Origin of the sequence: Algoriphagus yeomjeoni (assembly GCF_049821175.1) — a bacterium.
Taxonomy (GTDB): Bacteria; Bacteroidota; Bacteroidia; order Cytophagales; family Cyclobacteriaceae; genus Algoriphagus; species Algoriphagus yeomjeoni_A.
This window is the reverse complement of sequence record NZ_CP187512.1, coordinates 4,218,988-4,237,903: the sequence shown is the minus strand read 5'-3', so window position 1 is coordinate 4,237,903 and position 18,916 is coordinate 4,218,988. Positions and strand designations below refer to the sequence as shown.

The following is an 18,916-nucleotide window of genomic DNA, read 5'->3' as shown; positions in this document are numbered from 1 at the left end:
AAACGAAGATGCCCCGGCGCCTCAACTTTGGTTGATGTGCTTTTGAATCCTATCTGCACTTAACGGTTGAATAAAATTGATTTGACTTTTCCAATCGTCAAATTTTATAAAACGATATCTTTGCCCCAAGAACGCAATCAAAAACTCCGTGTATAAATCCCTACTCAAACCACTTTTTTTCTTAAAAAACCCTGAAGATGCACATCACTTTACGGTAGATCTGACACGCTTCAGTTTCAACCTTCCAATTATAGGCTCGATAGTAGAATCGACTTTCAAACTGGAAGACAAAAGGCTAGAAAGGGAAGTTTTTGGATTGAAATTCAAGAATCCCGTAGGCTTGGCTGCAGGATTTGATAAAGACGCGAAGGTCATTGATGAAATGGCTATGCTAGGTTTTGGTTTTATCGAAATCGGAACACTAACACCAAAGCCTCAAGAAGGAAACCCTCAGCCTCGTTTATTTCGACTTCCTCAAGACGAATCACTTATCAATCGTATGGGATTCAATAATGGAGGAGTTTTCGAGGCAGTAGAGCGTTTGAAAAAACGCAAGTCAAACGTCTTGGTGGGAGGGAATATTGGTAAAAACAAAGTCACTCCGAACGAAAATGCTGTAGATGATTATTTAATTTGCCTGGAAGCACTGCATGATTACGTGGATTATTTCGTCGTAAATGTAAGTTCTCCAAACACCCCAAATCTTCGGGATTTGCAGGAAAAAGAGCCACTCAAAGCCTTACTACAGGCAGTAAAAAATGCAAATGATCTGAAGTCCAAGCCAAAACCAATCTTGCTGAAAATTGCTCCGGATTTGACAGATGGGCAATTAGATGATATCGTAGAAATAGTCCAAGAAACGAAAATCGATGGCGTAATTGCGACCAATACAACGATAGACCGTTCGCAACTGAGCACTTCAAAAGCTGAAGTAAATGAAATTGGCGCAGGAGGAGTAAGTGGAAAAGTGTTAGGTAAGCGGAGTACTGAAGTAATCCGATACCTATCCGAAAAGTCGAATAAAGCCTTTCCAATCATCGGAGTGGGTGGAATCTTTTCAGCCGAAGACGCAATAGAAAAACTCGAAGCTGGGGCTAGCCTAATCCAGGTGTACTCGGGCATGATTTATGAGGGACCTGGGTTGATCAAAAAGATTAAAAAAGGATTATTGGCTCATTTTTCGCAATAATTTGTCAATCTAATTTCATTAATCTTATCTTAAATCGGATTTGAATCGAATACATGGCCACCAATTCACCAAGGACCAATACTTTTAGAAAAAAAGGAGAACCCACCAAAAAGAAAGGAGCAGGCTTCAAAGCACCGAGTCTTTCTTTTGGTAAGATAAAAACGGCCAAGATCAGCTTGACGCTGGGAATTCTGCTAATGTCTACAGCTATTTTTCTGTTTATTGCATTTATCAGCTACCTCCTAAATGGCCCTGCGGATCAAAGTCTGGTTATGAATAATCCCGACGAGGCGATTCGAGATACTGCCCGTGAATCCACTAATTGGCTAGGATACCTAGGTGCACAAGCAGGAAACTGGATGATCTATCGCTGGTTTGGAATTGCAGCCTTCTTATTTCCTCCCTTTCTGTTTTTGCTTGGGTTCAAATGGGCTTTCAAAATCTCTCTAGTTTCCCTCACACGTTATACATCATTCGCTCTTTTCTTCACATTCTGGCTAGGTTTATTGACAGGATATGTGGTCATTTTGATCCAAGGTTACTCTTATTGGAGCTTTCTTTCGGGCGGATTTGGCTATGAATTGGCTAAGCTTTCCGCGGATTTTCTGAGCTGGGGCACGTTCATTCTACTGGGCGGATCCATGCTCATTTTTGTGATTTTCTTTTTTGACATTGACAAATTGGACTGGTTTAGTGCGAAGACTTCCGATTCTGAATTGGAAGAAGATGAGCTAGAAACCGTCGCTGCTTCTCCTGTTAAAAACCCTTTCAAAGAGGATGAGGAATTAGAAGATGAAGAAGAAATTGACGACGACGGTAGTTCTTGGACTGTCAAGGGTCAAGAGGAAGATGAAAAAGCAACGTCACCTATAGCACTAACTCCTGAGTCACCTCCAAAGCCTAAAAAAGAGGAGATTGCTTTCGATGTTCCTCAATTGAACATCTTGGATCCTATTGTTGATCGTGAGGAAGAAAAGAAAGCTGACGAAAAAAACTTCTCTGTCGTAAAGCCTGCAGGTGAAGAAAAAACAGCTGAGGAAGTCGAAAATTTAGACGCGTATGATCCTACCCTAGACCTTCCACACTATAAATATCCTACGCTTGATTTGCTGAATGAATACGACGTTCAAAAAGTCACAGTAAGTCGTCAGGAACTTGAAGACAACAAGAACAAGATTGTTGAGACTCTTGAAAACTTCAAGATTGGAATTCAGGAGATCAAAGCGACAATTGGACCGACAGTGACACTTTACGAAATCGTCCCAGAACCTGGTGTCAAAATCTCCAAAATCAAGAATTTGGAGGATGATATTGCACTGAGCTTAGCTGCATTAGGAATTAGGATTATAGCTCCAATTCCCGGAAAAGGTACGATCGGTATAGAAGTGCCAAACAAAAACAGAGAATTAGTTCCAGCTCGGGCAGTATTAGGTACTGAGAAATTCATGCGCTCTGATAAAGATCTCCCTATCGCACTTGGAAAAACTATTTCCAATGAAGTCTTTGTCGTTGATTTGGCAAAAATGCCACACCTACTGATGGCTGGTGCTACTGGTCAAGGTAAGTCTGTAGGTTTGAACATGATCTTGGCTTCGCTGATTTACAAGAAGCATCCTTCACAATTGAAGTTTGTTCTGGTAGATCCTAAAAAGGTAGAATTAACCCTTTTCAACAAGATCGAGAGGCACTTTTTGGCAAAACTTCCAGGAGCTGAAGAGGCCATAATCACCGATACCAAAAAGGTGATTTATACGCTAAATTCTCTTTGTATCGAAATGGACAATCGATACAATCTTCTGAAAGATGCCGGCACAAGAAATCTCAAGGAATACAACGCGAAGTTCGTAGCGCGTAAGCTCAATCCAGAAAATGGACATCGCTTTATGCCATACATCGTCTTGGTAATTGACGAGCTTGCTGATTTGATGATGACTGCAGGTAAGGAAATCGAAGGCCCGATTGCACGACTCGCACAATTGGCCCGTGCAATTGGTATTCACTTGGTAGTCGCCACGCAAAGACCTTCTGTAAACGTGATAACCGGTATAATCAAGGCGAATTTCCCTGCAAGACTTTCATTCCGGGTGACATCCAAAATCGATAGCCGCACTATTCTCGATGCTGGGGGAGCTGATCAGTTGATCGGTATGGGAGACATGCTTTTATCTCATGGTTCTGAAGTGACTCGAATCCAATGTGCCTTCTTGGATACTCCTGAGGTGGATTCTATTTGTGATTGGATTGGCGAGCAAAAAGGATATTCAGATGCATATTTACTTCCTGAGTTTGAAGGAGAAGATTCTGACAATTCTATTGGAGATGTTGATTTCTCAGATCTTGATCCACTTTTCAATGACGCTGCAAGGCTACTGGTGATGCACCAACAAGGAAGCACATCCTTAATACAGCGTAAGCTTAAACTTGGCTACAATCGCGCCGGTAGGATCATCGATCAATTAGAAGCTGCAGGGATCGTCGGCGCATTCGAAGGCTCCAAAGCACGTGAGGTGCTTATTCAGGATGAAGCTAGTTTGGAACGGTTATTGAATAGTTTGTAGAAGCTGTTCAATTAGTTCAAACAGCCCATTACATGAAAAAAATCGCCCTAGTTTATACGCTTTTTCTAGCCCTACTATTCTCATTCGAAGCATCCGCTCAAAAAGATCCTAAAGCAAAAGTTGTTTTAGATGCAATGAGCCAAAAGTTTCAAGCAATGAATGGTTTTACGGCAAATTTTGACTTCACCTTCCAAGATGCCTCTGGCCCCGGAGATCGACAATCAGGTGATATCGCTGTAAAAGGCGAACAATACCGACTTAAACTCCCCGATCAGGAAATCTATAATGACGGTAAAACAGTCTGGACTTTTATCCAATCGGATAATTACAAGGAAGTGACCATCAATGATGCAGATCAAATGGAGGGAGAGTTAACACCTTCAAACATTTATAGACTTTACGAATCAGGTTACAGTTACAAGCTCCTCGCGGAAAAGCAATTCCAAGGTAAGACTGCGCAGATAGTAGAATTACTTGCGGAGAAGAACAACGCCCCTTTCGAACAGGTAAAATTGATGATCGATAAAAGCACTTCAAATCTACTAGGCTGGGAGATGTTTGACGGTCAGGGAGGTGTCTTTTCTTACACGTTCAAGAATCTAAAACCTCAGGCTAATCTCCCATCTTCTTATTTTGTATTTGACACAAAGCAATTCCCAGGGATAGAAGTTATTGACCTAAGGTAATCGGTTATTTTTTCCTTATACTAGTAGTCATAAAACTACACGTATGAAGACTACCTGCATTTTTGCCTTTTTCGCTTTCCTGGTTTTTTCTTGCCAAACCAAAGAAAATCAGTCTGAAAACAATGCAAATGACCTTCCTCGCTACCGCATGGAAACAGTAGATTCTGTTACTGTAAAAGGTATTCTTGCCCGAATTTTCATGTTTCAGACAGCCGATAAGGATCATGTTGTTTTTAGGGATAGAGCTACTTCTGATGTTTATGTATTCGACAGAGATGGAAACCCAACATATAAATGGGACAAGACTGGTGATATTCCGGGAGCTTTCTCCATGGCTAGTGGAAATTTAACACTAGATAAATCAGGTAATTTGGTGATTTTGGATATAATGCAAGGCCTAAAAGTATTCAAGAAAAATGGCGACATCGTTCAGAACTTTGGAATCTATCAGCACCAATGGAGTTTGGGAGGACCTTTTTCACTTTTTAAATCCTATCAGGTTATCAAAAAAGAAGGAAAGGAATACTTACTATATTCACTGGACATAATTGAAGACACGACAGGCGACTACGGCCCTGAATACCTCCAAGCAAGAAACAACTTGATACTAACAGATCTTGAAACTGAGGAAACCAAAACCTTTCTACCATTCCCAGAAGGATCTCAATTTCTAAATGGAAATGTATTTCTCTTCGGCGATTTCAGACCAGTATTCACATACGATGAGAAATCTCAACTGCTATATCTCGTGTTTCAGAATGAGCCTATTCTTTATACCTATGACTGGTCTGGAGAAGAGCCTATTTTAAAAGATCAAACAAAGCTAGATCTAACCGGATTTGTAGCTGGGGAGGGATTCGAAAAAGGAGCAGTGGACTTCGGTAAAATTTCAGACAATAAGATCAACCCTTATCCCTCGTCAGTTCTCAATTTGGAAAAATATGGAGAAGATATATTAATAACATATAAGCCAACACCAGCAGACAAGGGTGACTTGGCGCTAGCAGCTTCAGGGGAAGTTTCCAAAGAGCTAAAGGCTAAGCTCTACGAAGAATCAAAAAAACGAACAGTGATATTGACTCAAAAGGGAGACATTGTCCCTCTAAGTTTGCCAGAAATGATTCTATATGATTTCTCTGTACTTGGAGAAGATATCTGGTGGATGAAAAAACATACTGGCGAAGAGGAGCAGGAGGATTTTACAGTGTACAGAGGTAGGTTGGTGGAGGAGTAATTTCTCTATTGATTTACTGGGGACCATTAAAAAATCCTGCTTCTTGAGAAGCAGGATAAGAATTGATTTTATGCGTTTTTAAGCGTCTCAATATCAAACTTTTTCATTTTCATAAAAGCCTGAACAACTCGCCCAGATCGCTCAGGATCAGACATTAAGGCAGAAAGGATTTCAGGTACAATCTGCCAAGAAACTCCAAACCTATCCTTCAGCCATCCACATTGACTTTCCTTTCCTCCACCCTCCAAAAGCTTTTCCCAGAAATAATCAATCTGCTCCTGATCTCTGCATTCTACCACCAATGAAAGTGCTTCGTTGAAATCAAAATCATGGACGATCGCACTATCCATTGCTGCAAACAATTTCCCGTTTAATTCAAACTGAGCATGATTGATTTTACCATCTTGACCATTAGGATCATCAACCTCATATCTTGAGATCAGCTCTATAGAAGACTTATAGAAAATCCCGGTGTAGAATTCGATTGCTTCCTCAGCCTTGCCAAAATTAGTACCGGAGAACAATAAAGCTGGGATGAATTTCTCCTCAGAATCGGCTGGTTTATCAATAGTTAATTGCCAAGTCACGCCGAATTGATCTTGCACCCAACCGTACTTCTTGCTCCAAGGATAAGAATCCATAGGCATCAATGCCCTTCCATTGTCGATGAGTTTATCCCAGACTGCTTGGATCTCAGTTTCATCAGGAATAATGGTGTAAAAGGAAATCGCAGGTGTAAACTTGAATTCTGGCCCTCCATTGAGGCACATAAACTGCTGACCTGAAGACTCAAAAATGACTACCATCCGGTTTTCAGATACGATTTTGGAATCAGAAAATAATGAGCAATAGAACTCTGCAGCCTCCTTTGCATTACCATCAAACCACAAGCAAGGGTAAATGGCACTATTTAGCGTGTTTACAGAATGACTATCCATTTCTCTCACAGATTTTTTTGAGTTTGTCCAATGCTTTTGGCCACATTCCAGAGAAATATTCATCGAACTCCATAGAAGAATCCAGATCTATCTTAACTAAGGTATCTCCTCCTTTTTTCTCGAAAGTGTACTTCTCATGAGCACCTTTCCACATTTCTACTTCTTTTCCTTCCAAGATTTCTACTCCTTCCTTTAGCTCTCCAAGATGCTCTATATCTACATGCTTTCCCGGATCATTTTTAATTATTTTACTTACCATACCATTTTGATTCCCTTCTTCTCCTTGAGCAACGAAATAGATTTTGGTCCCTTCCTCCCATGTTCCTATAAACGTAGAGCCTGGAGAAAAAACATCCGTCCACTCCTCATATGTAGGCTTTTCCAGCATGACTTTATAGACTTCTTCTCTGGTTTTTTTGATCAAAACCTCAAAATGTAAGGTGATCAAGTTTGATTCAGATTCTGTATAAGTTTTGAAGTTTACCAAAATAGCCTGCCATCCATCTCTTTGCATTTCTACTGAATTTTCCATTTCAGCATCGAAAACCTCAGTGATTTTAACACCAACAGGCACTTCCTCAAACTTCACTTTTACAGTGCGCCCATCTTCCAAAATATAAGAGTAATGGGAATGAGTTTCTACTTCCTGATAGACTCCACCAAAATCAAATCCCATGCTCCCATCCTTAGCCTCCATTCGGGAAGTAAAGCTTCCGCCAGGCTGAAGGTCAACATCAGCTTTGGTCGTGTGCCACTCGGGAGAAGCAAAGTTCCAATTCACAATATGCTTTGGTTTGGTGAAATAATCCCAAGCCTTTTCAAGAGAAACATCTACGACGACATGAACTGTGATTTTGGTTTTTTGAGTAGTATCCATGGTTTTCTGATTTAATTACAAAAATTTACTTAACAAATTTAGGAAGTCAAACTACTTTGCCCCCTGGTCAATTCAGACAAATAATGGGCGAATTGCGACGGGAAATATTAAATTCAACTTATGATAATAGAGCATGACTTCAGCATGAGAGGTTAAGTTAATTGTTAATCATACGAGTTTCTCCTGAATCGAAATTAGCAAAGGCTATTTAGCCAAACGAATTCAATTAAAAACACATGAAGAACATTGCTATTCTAGTTCCTGAACAATCTGTTTTACAGGCAATTGCGGATCCCCAATATTGTTTTTCTGCTGTTAATGATTTCATGGTCAAATCAGGAGGCACTCCACTTTTCAAGGTAGAATTGGTCGGATTGAATCGAGAAGTTAAATTAAACGGTGACTGCTATTCCGTTTTTCCAAATCAACTTTTAGATAATGCAACGAAACCCGATTTGGTGGTGATTCCTGCACTTTTTGGAGATATGAAAATGGCTGTAGAAGCAAACAAAGCCTACATTCCTTGGATAAAAGCTCAATATGAATCCGGAACTGAAATCGCATCTCTTTGCGTAGGCGCATTTCTGCTGGCAGCTACAGGTCTGCTGGATGGCAAAAAATGTTCTACACATTGGGGATTTACAAATCTTTTTCGCGAGTTCTATCCTGAAGTGGAAGTTCAGGATGGAGCTATTGTGACGGAAGAAAATGGCATATATTCCAGTGGCGGAGCCAATTCTTACTGGAACTTATTACTGCACTTGGTAGAAAAATATGCAGATCGGGAAATCGCAATTCTGACAGCCAAGTATTTTGCCATAGATATAGACAGAGATAGCCAGAATTCCTTCTCCATGTTTAAAGGTCAAAAATCGCATCAGGATGAAGCTGTGAAAAAAGCTCAGGAATACATAGAAAAAAAACTGGAAGAAAGGATTACTGTCAATGCACTGGCTGATGAAGTAGCTGTTGGAAGAAGGAGCTTTGAGCGTAGATTCAAGCGGGTTACCAATAATTCTGTGCTGGAATACATTCAGCGGGTGAAAGTGGAAGCAGCAAAAAGAAGCTTCGAAACTTCCCTTAAAAATATTTCAGAAGTAATGTTTGATGTGGGATACACGGATACAAAAGCCTTTCGGACTACTTTCAAAAAAATCACAGGCCTCACTCCGATTGAGTACAGGAATAAATACAACAAGTTGGTAAGGATGAATTGAGACAAGTAATGAGAATCTCCTTCCATTATTTTTATAAAAGCAAAAAAGCCGATCATTTCTGACCGGCTTCGTAGTAGCGGGGATTGGACTCGAACCAATGACCTTCGGGTTATGAGCCCGACGAGCTACCAACTGCTCCACCCCGCGATATATTTTTAAAGCTTAATGCTTATTTTCTCTTATCTAAATCTGCCCTTGTGGCTAATTGTGATACAAAAGTAGGTGTTTATTTTTGTAATGCAAACTAGAGATAAGAAAAATATTATTACTCCGGCATCAAATTTCAACATGTGAGTCCTAATTCAATTGGAATAATTTTCTCGAAAATATGAGCAGACATTTGTCAATCAATCGATTACATCAATGATTAGAAGGCAGACATTTAAGACGTTCTTGAAGCCAAATTTTATTTCGCCAAAACTCCAAAAACGTCTGGAGTCTCTAAAAATCAAGTACCTTTGTAAAAAATTTCTACAATGGATTTACCAAAACATCAGGCAGGCTTCGTCAACATCATAGGAAAACCAAATGTGGGCAAGTCTACATTGATGAATATCTTGGTAGGTGAGCGGCTTTCTATCATTACATCCAAGGCTCAGACTACTCGGCACAGGATTATTGGATTGACGAATGCTGATAATTACCAGATTGTATTTTCGGATACTCCTGGAATGCTCAAGCCACAATACGAGCTGCAGAAGAACATGATGAGCTTCGTAAATATCTCGCTTGAAGATGCTGACATCATTCTTTTTGTCACAGATCTTTATGAGACAGATGCGGATATTGAGCATGTGATAGAGAAAATCAACGAGTCTGGCGTGCCTGTTTTACTAGTTATCAATAAGATTGACTTAGCAAAACCAGGTCAGCTGGAAGAAATTACTGCCTACTGGACATCGAGAATTAAGTCTGAGTTAGTAATTCCAATTTCCGCAGGAGAAAAATTCAATACGGACAAAATCATGCAAGAAATTCTCGACAGACTTCCTGAGCATCCGGCATTTTATGATAAAGCGGAACTTTCAGATCGATCTGAGCGGTTCTTTGCCTCTGAGATTATCCGCGAAAAAATATTTGAGAATTACAAAAAAGAAATCCCATACAGCTCTGAAGTCTCAATAGAAGACTTTAAAGTGAAAAAAAACATCATTAGTGTCCGTGCTATAATTTATGTAGAACGAGATAGCCAAAAAGGAATAATCATTGGAGACAAAGGTGCTGCAATAAAGAAAGTAGGGATACAAGCCCGTGAAGAATTGGAAAAGTTCTTCGGCAAGAAAGTCTTCCTTGAAACCTTTGTGAAGGTGGAGCAAGACTGGAGAAAAAATAAATTGAAACTGAAAAAATTTGGGTACGACCCAACCTGATCATGGCAAATATAGTAGCGATTGTAGGAAGACCTAACGTGGGCAAATCCACTCTTTTCAACCGTCTGGTAGAAGAACGAAAGGCGATTGAGGATAACATGAGTGGCGTGACGCGTGATCGTCACTACGGACATGCGCAATGGGCTGGTAAATTCTTTTCAGTAATTGATACTGGAGGATATGTTACTGGCTCAGATGATATGTATGAGGCAGAGATCCGTAAGCAGGTAAAGCTTGCTATCGAAGAAGCTGATGTGATTTTATTTATTGTTGATTGTCATACGGGACTCACAGATCTGGACAGTGAGTTCGCAAAAGAACTTCGATCCAGTAAGAAGCCGATCTATGTTGTTGCCAACAAAGCTGATAATCAAGAAAAAAGCTTCGCTGCTCATGAGTTTTATGCATTAGGAGTGAGTGACTTTGAGGTCTATCCTGTTGCTTCTGCAAGTGGAAGTGGTACTGGAGAGCTTTTGGACGCCGTAATCACCCACTTTGAAGACGAAGGAATCGAAGATCCTGATGCTGATACTCCAAAGATTTCGATTCTTGGAAGACCGAACGCAGGAAAATCTTCCTTCTTGAATGCCTTGATAGGCAAAGACCGTTCTATAGTAACGGATGAAGCAGGAACCACAAGAGATTCTATCCACACGCGCTATCAACTCTATGGGCAAGACTTCATCATTACAGATACTGCTGGAATCAGAAAAAAGTCCAAGGTCACTGAGGATGTAGAATTCTATTCGGTCATGCGTTCATTAAGGACTTTGGAAGAATCCGACGTAGTAATGGTAATGGTGGATGCCACCAGAGGAATGGAAGCACAGGATATGAATCTGATTTCTCTTGCAATTAAAAACAATAAGGGCGTAATGATCATGGTTAATAAGTGGGACTTGATCGAAAAAGATCATAAAACCATGGGCAAGATCAAAGATGATATGTTGGAGAAATTGGGTGAAAACAAGTGGATCCCGATCATCTTTACTTCAGTACTAGAAAAACAACGAATTTTCCAGGCAATTGAGCTGGCAGTGAAAGTCTACGAAAACAAAACTCGTCGCATTGCCACCTCTAAATTGAATGATGTTATGCTCGCGGAAATCGAAAGATACCCACCACCAGCATGGAAAGGGAAATACATCAAAATCAAATATTCCACACAGCTTCCTACAAAAAACCCCGTGTTTGCATTCTTTTGTAACCTACCTCAATACATCAAATCCCCATACACAAGGTACCTTGAAAATAGGCTTCGGGAAAACTTTGATTTCGAGGGAGTTCCGGTAAAAATTATTTACAAAAACAAATAAAAATATATTTGCATCCCTATTGTTTTATTGATCAAAACTGTAATACATTTGCAGAGTAATTAAGAAAACCACAAAAAATGAAAAAAGTATTTGCAATTTTCGCAATCGCTAGCATGTTCGCTGTAGCTTCATGCGGTAACAAAGAAGTTAAAGAAGAGACTGTTGAGACTATCGAGGTAGTTGAAGAGCCAGTTGTAGAGGAAGAAATCATTATCGAAGCTGATACTACTGTTGTAGTAGAGACTGCTGAGGTTGTTGAGCCTGCTCAATAATTCTTCCCTTCCTAAATGTATTGAGCCCCGCATGTCGGGGCTCTTTTTTTTGTACTTTTCGAAATGAGCGGTTCAGATCAACTCAGACAAATCCTTTCTAAAAGAATCCCCTCCTTTGCTGTCGACTATGCCGTGGATCTTTGGGAAAAAGAACAGTTTTCGTTTCAAACTACTGCTTCGCGAAAAACAAAGTTGGGAGATTTTAGATTTCGCTCTGACAGAACGATCCAAACGATCACTATCAACGCTGATCTCAACCCCTATCAGTTTCTGCTTACATACATTCATGAAGTTGCTCATCTTCACGCCTATGTACGATATGGCCGAACTATCGCACCCCATGGAATGGAATGGAAATCTACTTTTCAACGATTAATGTTCCCTATCCTCTCAACGGAGATTTTTCCTATCGATCTACTCATTCCTTTGCGCAAGCACATGAGTAACCCTAAGGCCAGCTCGTCGCGTGATCTATTTCTGATGAAGGAAATGAGTAAATATGATGAAAAAAGTATTCACTCTGATGTCATTTTCCTTTCTGATTTGAAGCCTGGAAGTAGGTTTTTGTTATCAGGAAGAGAATTTGAAAAAGGAGAAACACGGAGAACACGCGTGTTATGTGAGGAGATAAATTCCGGTAGAAAATATTTGATAGCGCAAATGGCTAAAGTAAAACCAAGCGCTTAATCCCGTTCCTCTCCTATTTGATTGTCTGGCTGAGAAAAATCCTTTGGCTGAGGCAATTCAGAAAGTGAATTTATGCCAAAGTATTCCATGAATTTCCGGGAGGTACCATATAACATAGGCCTCCCAACGCCTTCTGACTTCCCCTTGATATCGACTAGTTCTTTTTCTAATAGCTTTTGCACTGAGTAATCACTATTTACTCCCCGAATTTGTTCGATATCACCCTTGGTTACTGGTTGCTTATAAGCAATAATAGACAGCGTCTCAAGCTGCGCAGTTGACAGTCGCTTCTGAGATTGCTGTCGAAGAAGGATGCTGATAGAGGTTTGATAGGCTGGCTTTGTCAAAAATTGATATCCTCCTCCTGATTGCTCCAATTGAAATGAAAATTCCTCTGAAAGGTATTTTTCGATCAATTCATCAATCGCCTCATCAATATGCTCCATAGGAATCTCAGCCTCAAACATTTCTGAAAGGCATTTTTTTATCTCCTCCTTGGGTAAAGGATCTGGAGCACAAAAAATCAATGCTTCAATATGCCTATGGAGAAAATCCAAAACTTACTTTTTAGCGAGTTTTGCTTCGATAGAATGCATCGTATGTGGGACAGCCATCAATCTTTCTTTTGCGATCAGTTTTCCTGTATCAACACAAATACCATAAGTGCCATTTTTGATACGGATCAACGCATTTTCCAGATTATAGATAAACTTTTGCTGTCTAGCTGCCAGTTGGTTCTGACTCTCACGCTCAAGTGTATCAGCGCCATCTTCCAGTAATTTGGAGGTAGAAGCTGTGTAGTCAGTGCCACTATCATTTTTCTTACTCAATGACTCTTTCAAGGCGTGAAGTTCCTCTTTTGCACTTTGAAGTTTCTTTAATATTATCCCCTCGAATTCTTGTAATTCTTCCTGAGAATATGCGGTCTTTTCTTCCTTGCTCATAGCCAACTAATATTAGATAACAGTATTGGGACGGTTCATTTTAGAAATAGTTCCCTAAAATACATTTACGGGTTGGATTTACAAGGATTCAAGACACAGCTTTTACATGAAAATTTCACTCCAGAATTATATTCATAAGCAAGAGGCATGATGGTCTTACCATGACAAAAACATGCATTATTTACGTCCAAAGACACTAAAAAGTGAAATCAAACCTTAGGAAATGTTTCAAAAAGCTGATAATCAAAACACTACAAGCCCAATCTTGTAAACCACCATTTAGTTTGTAGAAAAATTTTAACAATAGAAACATCTGAAAGGATATATTCAATTGTGTAATTCCTGTTGAAAAATTAATATACAGGATCAAATTATTTGACCTTGAATAGATCAAGTAAAATAAAAAACCGTCATGCGACGGCTTTTTCTTCCTGTAACATTTTCTGTAATCGTTTCTGCAAAACCACAGGTTCAACATCAATCCGATATTTCATATTCAGGTATTGGCCAACCTCTTTGAGGTCTTTGCCATGTTGCAGGTGAATCGTCTGCAAAGCTTCGGTAATAAGATCTTTAGCCATGATTTTGGGGTGTTAGTCTCTTAAGATACTATTTTCTAAGATTGAAACTCAAAAAACCCTCTATTAAAATTACAATCTTGTTGCCACGATAATCGATTTTCGAACTGTTTTCAGCTTTCCAGAGAGGTCATATAATTCTACCAGCAGTATGTAATAACCAGGTCTCACGATTTTTCCCTTACTATCTGTACCGGTCCAAGTAAACAAACCTGACACACCCAATAGCTCATTTTGAGCTAGTGATGCCATCAACTGACCTGTAGTAGAATAAATCCGAAAACTCCCGATCCACCCAGCTTGATCAAGCTCGTAACGAATAGAGGTAAATGTATTTCCATTGCTTCCTTCCGGGTCAAAGACTTCTGGGTCAATTAGAATCAACTCTCCTTCGAATTCTCCGGAAATCAACTGAGAATTCTTTCGCCCTGGAGTGGCATATTCCTCAATTGCTGAGGCGGAGTGCCAATTTGCTGATAAAGAAGCTGGAGATTCCGTCGAAAGCCGCTCTAGAGAAACACCTTTCGGATCCCTCAACAATGGGTGATGGAGATCTTCTGAGTAAGAAAAAGCCTCAGCCAAAACTCCAGCTGAATCCAATAAAACCACAGTTCCACCAGCTATTGGATAGCTAGGAAGGGTTGCTATTTTTATGAATTCTGAGAATGTAGATTTGGGGTAATCTAGCTTCAATTGTTCTGGGCTGGTAGTGATCGCTAGAAAGCCTTTGGGTGGAATAATAACTGAAGATTCGCTGATTTTTTTTACCTGATCCGCTCCTCCAGTTTCATCAAGATTTGCAAGTTTCCAATGCTTCAACTCTAAAAAATTATCTGTGATGTTGACCAACTCTACAAACTTGGGTGAACCTGTCCTCGGGTTAAAGAGAAGTTCATTGATCAACACATCGCCAATCTTTGCATCCACAGGCAATACGAGCTCCAAAGGCTCGACTTGGACATATTCATTCCCAGAGCAATCAGACAAATTATTTATGCTCAGTTTATAAATTGTATTGGCAGCAACTTCCGAAGCGAAGACAATATGAACTTGGCTGGAATTTGGCTGAATAATAGAATCTATCTCCAAACTTGGATCCAACTCAAAACCTGAATTATCAAATCCAGAAAGAATTGGTTTGGAAAATGTCAGCAAAAGACTTTTCGAAGTGATGAATTCATAAGAGTTAAGAACTGGTTCTGTCTCGTCAGGAGTCAAATCAAATACTGAATTCTGCCGTCCAGGAGTACCCCGAAGCGGGTCAATTGAAGCTCTCAACAAATCATTTTGCTCACAGGCATAAAATGGATTAGCTACTTCTAGGCTGTATCCACCGTTTGCAAATTCACTTCCAGCCCAACTACTCGTTGAGTAAGAAATTATGTCGATCACATTTCCCTGATCATCTTTCAAATTCAATTGATCGCCTGAATTTAACAATGTCGGCCAAGATTTAACACCTATGGCTTCACCATATTCTTTCAATTGTGAAGCTTGATTTTCTGGTGCCAAAAGAAAAAACTCATTTGGCTGAATCCATGCCTCCTGCAAAACCACAGTCGATCGAGAATTGGAATAGGACAACCCTTCTAGACGAATAGGATATTCCCCAGCATGAAAAATCTCTACATATTCAATATTTGGAAGATCAAGATCGGCTTTTGGAGCTGGCATGATTTCATTGATCACAAGGGTTTTGTAAGAGATAAAAGTCGGATCAAAAAACTGAAAGGAAATTAGGGTATCCTTTAGAAAGTTTCCTTCCAAATCCGGAATCTTGGATACTTTCAACTCATAGCTTCTCCCATGTTCAAGCTTTTCAACGAAATTTAAATACACCAGGGAATCTGACTTCCTATTCACAAATGACGGTTCTAGTTCACTCATGCTATAGTTAAATGCAAATTCAGAAAAGACTGGATCTACCGCTTCATCAAACTGAATTTCAATTTGTCCTTCATCATACCCACGAACCCTTGTAATCTTTGGAGGCGTTGTATCCGCTAAAAATTCTCCAAACTCAAAGTCATCCATCAGCCATTTTGCGCAGCTTCCTGACCCAGGTCCATAACGGATTTCTAGCATAAGGAAAATTTCCTCGGCACCATTATATTCATCTGGTAATTCCAACTCAAACAATCTGAATTCCTGGTCCTCATTCCCAAATTCATTTGCTCCAGCAAGAATTTCTCGAACTGAATAATTCCCCATCAGCTGCTCTCCCCATCGAAATGAAACCAAAGCAGGTCGATCACCAGTTCCGTTTTTGACCGACCTTGCCCAAAACCGAACTTTAGGATCATCAAATTCTTGAGGAGAAAGACGAATAATCACTTCACCGTCAAAAGTAGAGATTGGCTGAACGGCTAAAGCTTTACTGCCATTTTTCCCCAACCCATTTGCTTGATAAATGCGAGAGGAAGTACTTCTAATTTCATTAGCATACCAACTTGGCAAAAACTCATCAGGGTAGCTTTGAATAGAAATTTCAGATTCGAAATCCTGAACTTGATTACTGCCCGTAGTCAGGTTTGTTTCTGATTGAACAAAAGCAGAAAAATAGAACAATTGCCAAATAAAAAATAAGCCAATCATAATAAGTCAATTAAAAAGTCTAGACTAAATATACTTATCAAAACGATCTCAAACTACAGGCTTTGTTGGAATTTATTCGATTTTGATTAAAATTTTTGGAATACAGGCCTGAAAATGAATTAGTAGCCCTTACTTTTGTGCTTCAAAAATTTTCAACAACTACTTTTAAGCAGAAGCAGATGAAATTAGCAGTGGTAGGAGCTACCGGCTTGGTAGGCTCAGAAATCCTAGAGGTGCTCGCAGAGCACAACTTCCCTTTTGACGAACTTCTATTAGTCGCCAGCGAGCGATCAGTAGGTAAACAGATTCCATATAAGGGTAAACCTTACACTGTCATCGGTCTTGCTGAAGCTGTTTCATTGAAACCTGAAGTAGCTATATTTTCTGCTGGTGGAAGCACTTCTACTGAGTGGGCGCCAAAATTCGCTGAAGTTGGTACGATCGTGATTGACAATTCTTCTGCGTGGAGAATGGATCCTACTAAAAAACTGATTGTTCCTGAAATCAACGCGAACGAATTAAGCAAAACAGATAAGATCATAGCTAACCCGAATTGCTCTACCATTCAAATGGTATTAGCACTTGCGCCTTTGCGTGAACGCTACGGCATCAAGAGAATCGTAGTGTCTACTTACCAGTCTGTGACAGGTACCGGCATAGCAGCGGTGGAACAGATGATGGCTGAACGTGCTGGTAAAAAAGCTGAAATGGTCTATCCGCATAAGATTGACATGAACGTACTTCCTCACATTGATGTGTTCCAAGAAAATGGCTACACGAAGGAAGAGATGAAGATGATCAAGGAAACCAAGAAAATCTTCAGTGACGATACTATACAAGTAACTGCAACAACAGTAAGAATCCCAACCATGGGAGGCCACTCTGAATCAGTAAACGTGGAGTTCAAAGAAGACTTTGATTTGGCGGAAGTTCGTGAACTACTTGCTGCAGCGCCTGGCGTAATCGTACAGGACGATCCGGCAAACTTCATTTATCCTATGCCGATCACAGCGCATAAAAAAGACGAGGTATTTGTAGGCCGATTGAGAAGAGATGAATCTCAGGCTAATACGTTAAATATGTGGATTGTGGCGGATAACCTTAGAAAAGGCGCTGCAACCAACGCCGTGCAAATCGCTGAATACGCGCTCGCAAACGGCTTGATTTAATGGATTTGACCCAATATCATCGGGCCGACTTCCAACAATTTGTGCAGGATCATCTTAGGGAAGATCCTGCATTTTTGCTTTTTAGATATCAGGAAAAAACAGACTTTGACCTCAGAGCTGCCGTGCAGCAAATCTCCGCACGACAAAAAGCAACCAAGAAACTTCCCTCTTGGTCTGCGAACTCGAGGATAATTTTCCCCGCTTCAATATCTCTGGAGCAAAGTTCCTCCGAACAAACTGCCGAATTCAAAGCTAGAAATAAAAGCGGTCAACTGATGATTGACCTCACTGGTGGTTTTGGTGTGGATAGTTACTATTTAAATAAAGCCTTCGAAAAAGCCATTTACTGTGAACAGCAGGAGGAGCTGGCAGAACTAGTAGAGCACAACCTAGAAGTTTTAGCACCAAAGAAATTTGAAATTGTAAAAGGTGATGGATTAGCTTTTTTAGCGAAGACGGATACACACTTTGATCTTATCTATGCCGATCCTGCGCGTAGGGGAAAAGGGAATCAGAAGCTCTACAAACTTCAGGAGTGCGAGCCTGATGTGGTCAGTTCTTGGGAAATGATGAAAAGTAAGGCAGATTCGATTTTGCTGAAAGTGTCACCGATGCTGGATATTACGCAGGCACTTTCTGAGCTCCCTGATATTCAAAAAGTTCAGGTACTATCTGTAAAAAATGAAGTGAAAGAATTGCTTTTACATTGGAAGAAGGAAGCACCTGAAGTTCCTTTAACAATTGAAGCTAATGACTTGGGAGCTAAAGAAAGCAGTTTTTCTTTTGAGCCAACTGAAGAAGAGAACAGCCAGTCTGAATATGGAGAAGTAGAAAAGTATTTAATTGAGCCTTTTTCTGGAGTACTGAAAGCAGGAGCATTTAAGACTTTTGGAGCTCGATTCGGATTGAAAAAGCTGGACTCAAATAGCCATTTGTACACCTCCGCTGATTTTCAGGTCGATATCCCTGCAAGAGTATTCGAAGTAGTTCAAGAAGTACAGCCCAAGAAAGGGGAGATCAAAAAGCTATTTACTTCGGGAAAGATAAATGTGATCACACGGAATTATGCCAGTGGCTCGGAAGAGTTGAAAAAAAAACTTGGCGTAAAAGATGGAGGAAATGACTTTTTAATTGGGACCAAAACCCAAAGTGGTTTTAAGGTTTTTTGGTGTAAAATTGCTATGCCTGAATAAGAACCTTTTGATTAGCATAGGGATGTCAAACCCTCAATAACTCTTAGGATTGCGAACTTTGCGAAACCTTAGTGGACTATGCTATTAAAAATA

The 18,916-nt window shown here is 40.1% G+C and carries 17 protein-coding genes and 1 tRNA gene; 11 read left to right on the top strand and 7 right to left on the bottom strand.

Translation table 11 applies throughout. The features are described from left to right. Positions 1–148: 148 nt before the first annotated feature. The 4 genes from ACPUEN_RS17335 to ACPUEN_RS17320 are packed head-to-tail and all read left to right on the top strand — an operon-like array spanning position 149 to position 5,667. A complete protein-coding gene (locus tag ACPUEN_RS17335; protein WP_425637189.1) occupies positions 149–1,189 on the top strand; it encodes a quinone-dependent dihydroorotate dehydrogenase in 1,041 nt (346 codons plus the stop codon). Positions 1,190–1,242: 53 nt separating this feature from the next. Then, positions 1,243–3,747 (top strand): DNA translocase FtsK 4TM domain-containing protein, encoded by a 2,505-nt coding sequence (locus ACPUEN_RS17330; RefSeq protein ID WP_425637188.1) that lies wholly within the window; start codon positions 1,243–1,245, stop codon positions 3,745–3,747. A 32-nt stretch (positions 3,748–3,779) separates the two neighbouring features. Next, complete coding sequence (locus ACPUEN_RS17325; RefSeq protein WP_425637187.1) at positions 3,780–4,433, top strand: LolA family protein; 654 nt, start codon at positions 3,780–3,782, stop codon at positions 4,431–4,433. A gap of 43 nt (positions 4,434–4,476) precedes the next feature. Further along, on the top strand, positions 4,477–5,667 hold the full coding sequence (locus ACPUEN_RS17320; protein ID WP_425637186.1) for a hypothetical protein: 1,191 nt from the start codon (positions 4,477–4,479) through the stop codon (positions 5,665–5,667). Between the two features lie 68 nt (positions 5,668–5,735). Here ACPUEN_RS17320 and ACPUEN_RS17315 read toward each other — a convergent pair whose 3' ends face one another. Continuing rightward, positions 5,736–6,605 carry a VOC family protein gene (locus ACPUEN_RS17315; RefSeq protein ID WP_425637185.1) on the bottom strand — a complete coding sequence of 290 codons (870 nt, stop codon included), beginning with the start codon at positions 6,603–6,605 and terminating at the stop codon, positions 5,736–5,738. After that, positions 6,598–7,482 (bottom strand): SRPBCC family protein, encoded by an 885-nt coding sequence (locus ACPUEN_RS17310; RefSeq protein WP_425637184.1) that lies wholly within the window; start codon positions 7,480–7,482, stop codon positions 6,598–6,600. Before ACPUEN_RS17310 ends, ACPUEN_RS17315 begins: the two co-directional genes overlap by 8 nt. Positions 7,483–7,718: 236 nt before the next feature. Between ACPUEN_RS17310 and ACPUEN_RS17305 the strand changes: the two genes are divergently transcribed. Continuing rightward, positions 7,719–8,699, top strand: coding sequence for a GlxA family transcriptional regulator (locus ACPUEN_RS17305; protein ID WP_425637183.1), 981 nt, complete (start codon positions 7,719–7,721; stop codon positions 8,697–8,699). A 74-nt stretch (positions 8,700–8,773) separates the two neighbouring features. Here ACPUEN_RS17305 and ACPUEN_RS17300 read toward each other — a convergent pair. Then, positions 8,774–8,846 (bottom strand) — tRNA-Met (locus tag ACPUEN_RS17300). Positions 8,847–9,175: 329 nt separating this feature from the next. On the opposite strand from ACPUEN_RS17300, the gene era reads away from it, so the two are divergent. The 4 genes from era (at position 9,176) to ACPUEN_RS17280 (ending at position 12,344) form a co-directional block, all read left to right on the top strand. Next, entirely contained in the window at positions 9,176–10,069 is an 894-nt protein-coding gene (gene era / locus ACPUEN_RS17295) for a GTPase Era (RefSeq protein ID WP_111611306.1), read from the top strand. Positions 10,070–10,071: 2 nt separating this feature from the next. Continuing rightward, positions 10,072–11,385 (top strand): ribosome biogenesis GTPase Der, encoded by a 1,314-nt coding sequence (gene der / locus ACPUEN_RS17290; RefSeq protein WP_111611305.1) that lies wholly within the window; start codon positions 10,072–10,074, stop codon positions 11,383–11,385. A gap of 77 nt (positions 11,386–11,462) precedes the next feature. After that, the gene (locus ACPUEN_RS17285; RefSeq protein ID WP_111611304.1) at positions 11,463–11,657 is read left to right on the top strand and encodes a hypothetical protein; all 195 of its coding nucleotides are present in this window, start codon (positions 11,463–11,465) and stop codon (positions 11,655–11,657) included. A gap of 63 nt (positions 11,658–11,720) precedes the next feature. Beyond that, the gene (locus ACPUEN_RS17280) at positions 11,721–12,344 is read left to right on the top strand and encodes a SprT-like domain-containing protein (RefSeq protein ID WP_425637182.1); all 624 of its coding nucleotides are present in this window, start codon (positions 11,721–11,723) and stop codon (positions 12,342–12,344) included. Here the strand turns inward: ACPUEN_RS17280 and scpB are convergent. From scpB to ACPUEN_RS17260, 4 genes are all read right to left on the bottom strand, one after another. Continuing rightward, positions 12,341–12,901, bottom strand: a complete 561-nt coding sequence (gene scpB / locus ACPUEN_RS17275; protein WP_425637181.1) for an SMC-Scp complex subunit ScpB — start codon at positions 12,899–12,901, stop codon at positions 12,341–12,343. The genes ACPUEN_RS17280 and scpB overlap by 4 nt on opposite strands. A 3-nt stretch (positions 12,902–12,904) precedes the next feature. Further along, positions 12,905–13,288 carry a TraR/DksA family transcriptional regulator gene (locus tag ACPUEN_RS17270; RefSeq protein ID WP_425637180.1) on the bottom strand — a complete coding sequence of 128 codons (384 nt, stop codon included), beginning with the start codon at positions 13,286–13,288 and terminating at the stop codon, positions 12,905–12,907. Between the two features lie 410 nt (positions 13,289–13,698). Continuing rightward, positions 13,699–13,869, bottom strand: coding sequence for a hypothetical protein (locus ACPUEN_RS17265; RefSeq protein WP_425637179.1), 171 nt, complete (start codon positions 13,867–13,869; stop codon positions 13,699–13,701). A 69-nt stretch (positions 13,870–13,938) separates the two neighbouring features. Further along, positions 13,939–16,461, bottom strand: coding sequence for a lamin tail domain-containing protein (locus ACPUEN_RS17260; protein WP_425637178.1), 2,523 nt, complete (start codon positions 16,459–16,461; stop codon positions 13,939–13,941). Between the two features lie 179 nt (positions 16,462–16,640). Between ACPUEN_RS17260 and ACPUEN_RS17255 the strand changes: the two genes are divergently transcribed. Both ACPUEN_RS17255 and ACPUEN_RS17250 read left to right on the top strand, forming a co-directional pair. After that, positions 16,641–17,630 carry an aspartate-semialdehyde dehydrogenase gene (locus ACPUEN_RS17255; RefSeq protein ID WP_425637177.1) on the top strand — a complete coding sequence of 330 codons (990 nt, stop codon included), beginning with the start codon at positions 16,641–16,643 and terminating at the stop codon, positions 17,628–17,630. After that, positions 17,630–18,823 (top strand): THUMP-like domain-containing protein, encoded by a 1,194-nt coding sequence (locus ACPUEN_RS17250; protein ID WP_425637176.1) that lies wholly within the window; start codon positions 17,630–17,632, stop codon positions 18,821–18,823. Before ACPUEN_RS17255 ends, ACPUEN_RS17250 begins: the two co-directional genes overlap by 1 nt. The last annotated feature ends 93 nt before the right edge of the window (positions 18,824–18,916 follow it).

Excerpts from the sequence above, each read along its gene's own strand:
- ACPUEN_RS17330 (WP_425637188.1), top strand. The coding sequence starts at position 1,243 with ATGGCCACCAATTCACCAAGGACCAATACTTTTAGAAAAAAAGGAGAA.
- ACPUEN_RS17325 (WP_425637187.1), top strand. The coding sequence starts at position 3,780 with ATGAAAAAAATCGCCCTAGTTTATACGCTTTTTCTAGCCCTACTATTC.
- ACPUEN_RS17320 (WP_425637186.1), top strand. The coding sequence starts at position 4,477 with ATGAAGACTACCTGCATTTTTGCCTTTTTCGCTTTCCTGGTTTTTTCT.
- ACPUEN_RS17315 (WP_425637185.1), bottom strand. The coding sequence starts at position 6,605 with ATGGATAGTCATTCTGTAAACACGCTAAATAGTGCCATTTACCCTTGC.
- ACPUEN_RS17310 (WP_425637184.1), bottom strand. The coding sequence starts at position 7,482 with ATGGATACTACTCAAAAAACCAAAATCACAGTTCATGTCGTCGTAGAT.
- ACPUEN_RS17305 (WP_425637183.1), top strand. The coding sequence starts at position 7,719 with ATGAAGAACATTGCTATTCTAGTTCCTGAACAATCTGTTTTACAGGCA.
- era (WP_111611306.1), top strand. The coding sequence starts at position 9,176 with ATGGATTTACCAAAACATCAGGCAGGCTTCGTCAACATCATAGGAAAA.
- der (WP_111611305.1), top strand. The coding sequence starts at position 10,072 with ATGGCAAATATAGTAGCGATTGTAGGAAGACCTAACGTGGGCAAATCC.
- ACPUEN_RS17285 (WP_111611304.1), top strand. The coding sequence starts at position 11,463 with ATGAAAAAAGTATTTGCAATTTTCGCAATCGCTAGCATGTTCGCTGTA.
- ACPUEN_RS17280 (WP_425637182.1), top strand. The coding sequence starts at position 11,721 with ATGAGCGGTTCAGATCAACTCAGACAAATCCTTTCTAAAAGAATCCCC.
- ACPUEN_RS17270 (WP_425637180.1), bottom strand. The coding sequence starts at position 13,288 with ATGAGCAAGGAAGAAAAGACCGCATATTCTCAGGAAGAATTACAAGAA.
- ACPUEN_RS17265 (WP_425637179.1), bottom strand. The coding sequence starts at position 13,869 with ATGGCTAAAGATCTTATTACCGAAGCTTTGCAGACGATTCACCTGCAA.
- ACPUEN_RS17260 (WP_425637178.1), bottom strand. The coding sequence starts at position 16,461 with ATGATTGGCTTATTTTTTATTTGGCAATTGTTCTATTTTTCTGCTTTT.
- ACPUEN_RS17255 (WP_425637177.1), top strand. The coding sequence starts at position 16,641 with ATGAAATTAGCAGTGGTAGGAGCTACCGGCTTGGTAGGCTCAGAAATC.
- ACPUEN_RS17250 (WP_425637176.1), top strand. The coding sequence starts at position 17,630 with ATGGATTTGACCCAATATCATCGGGCCGACTTCCAACAATTTGTGCAG.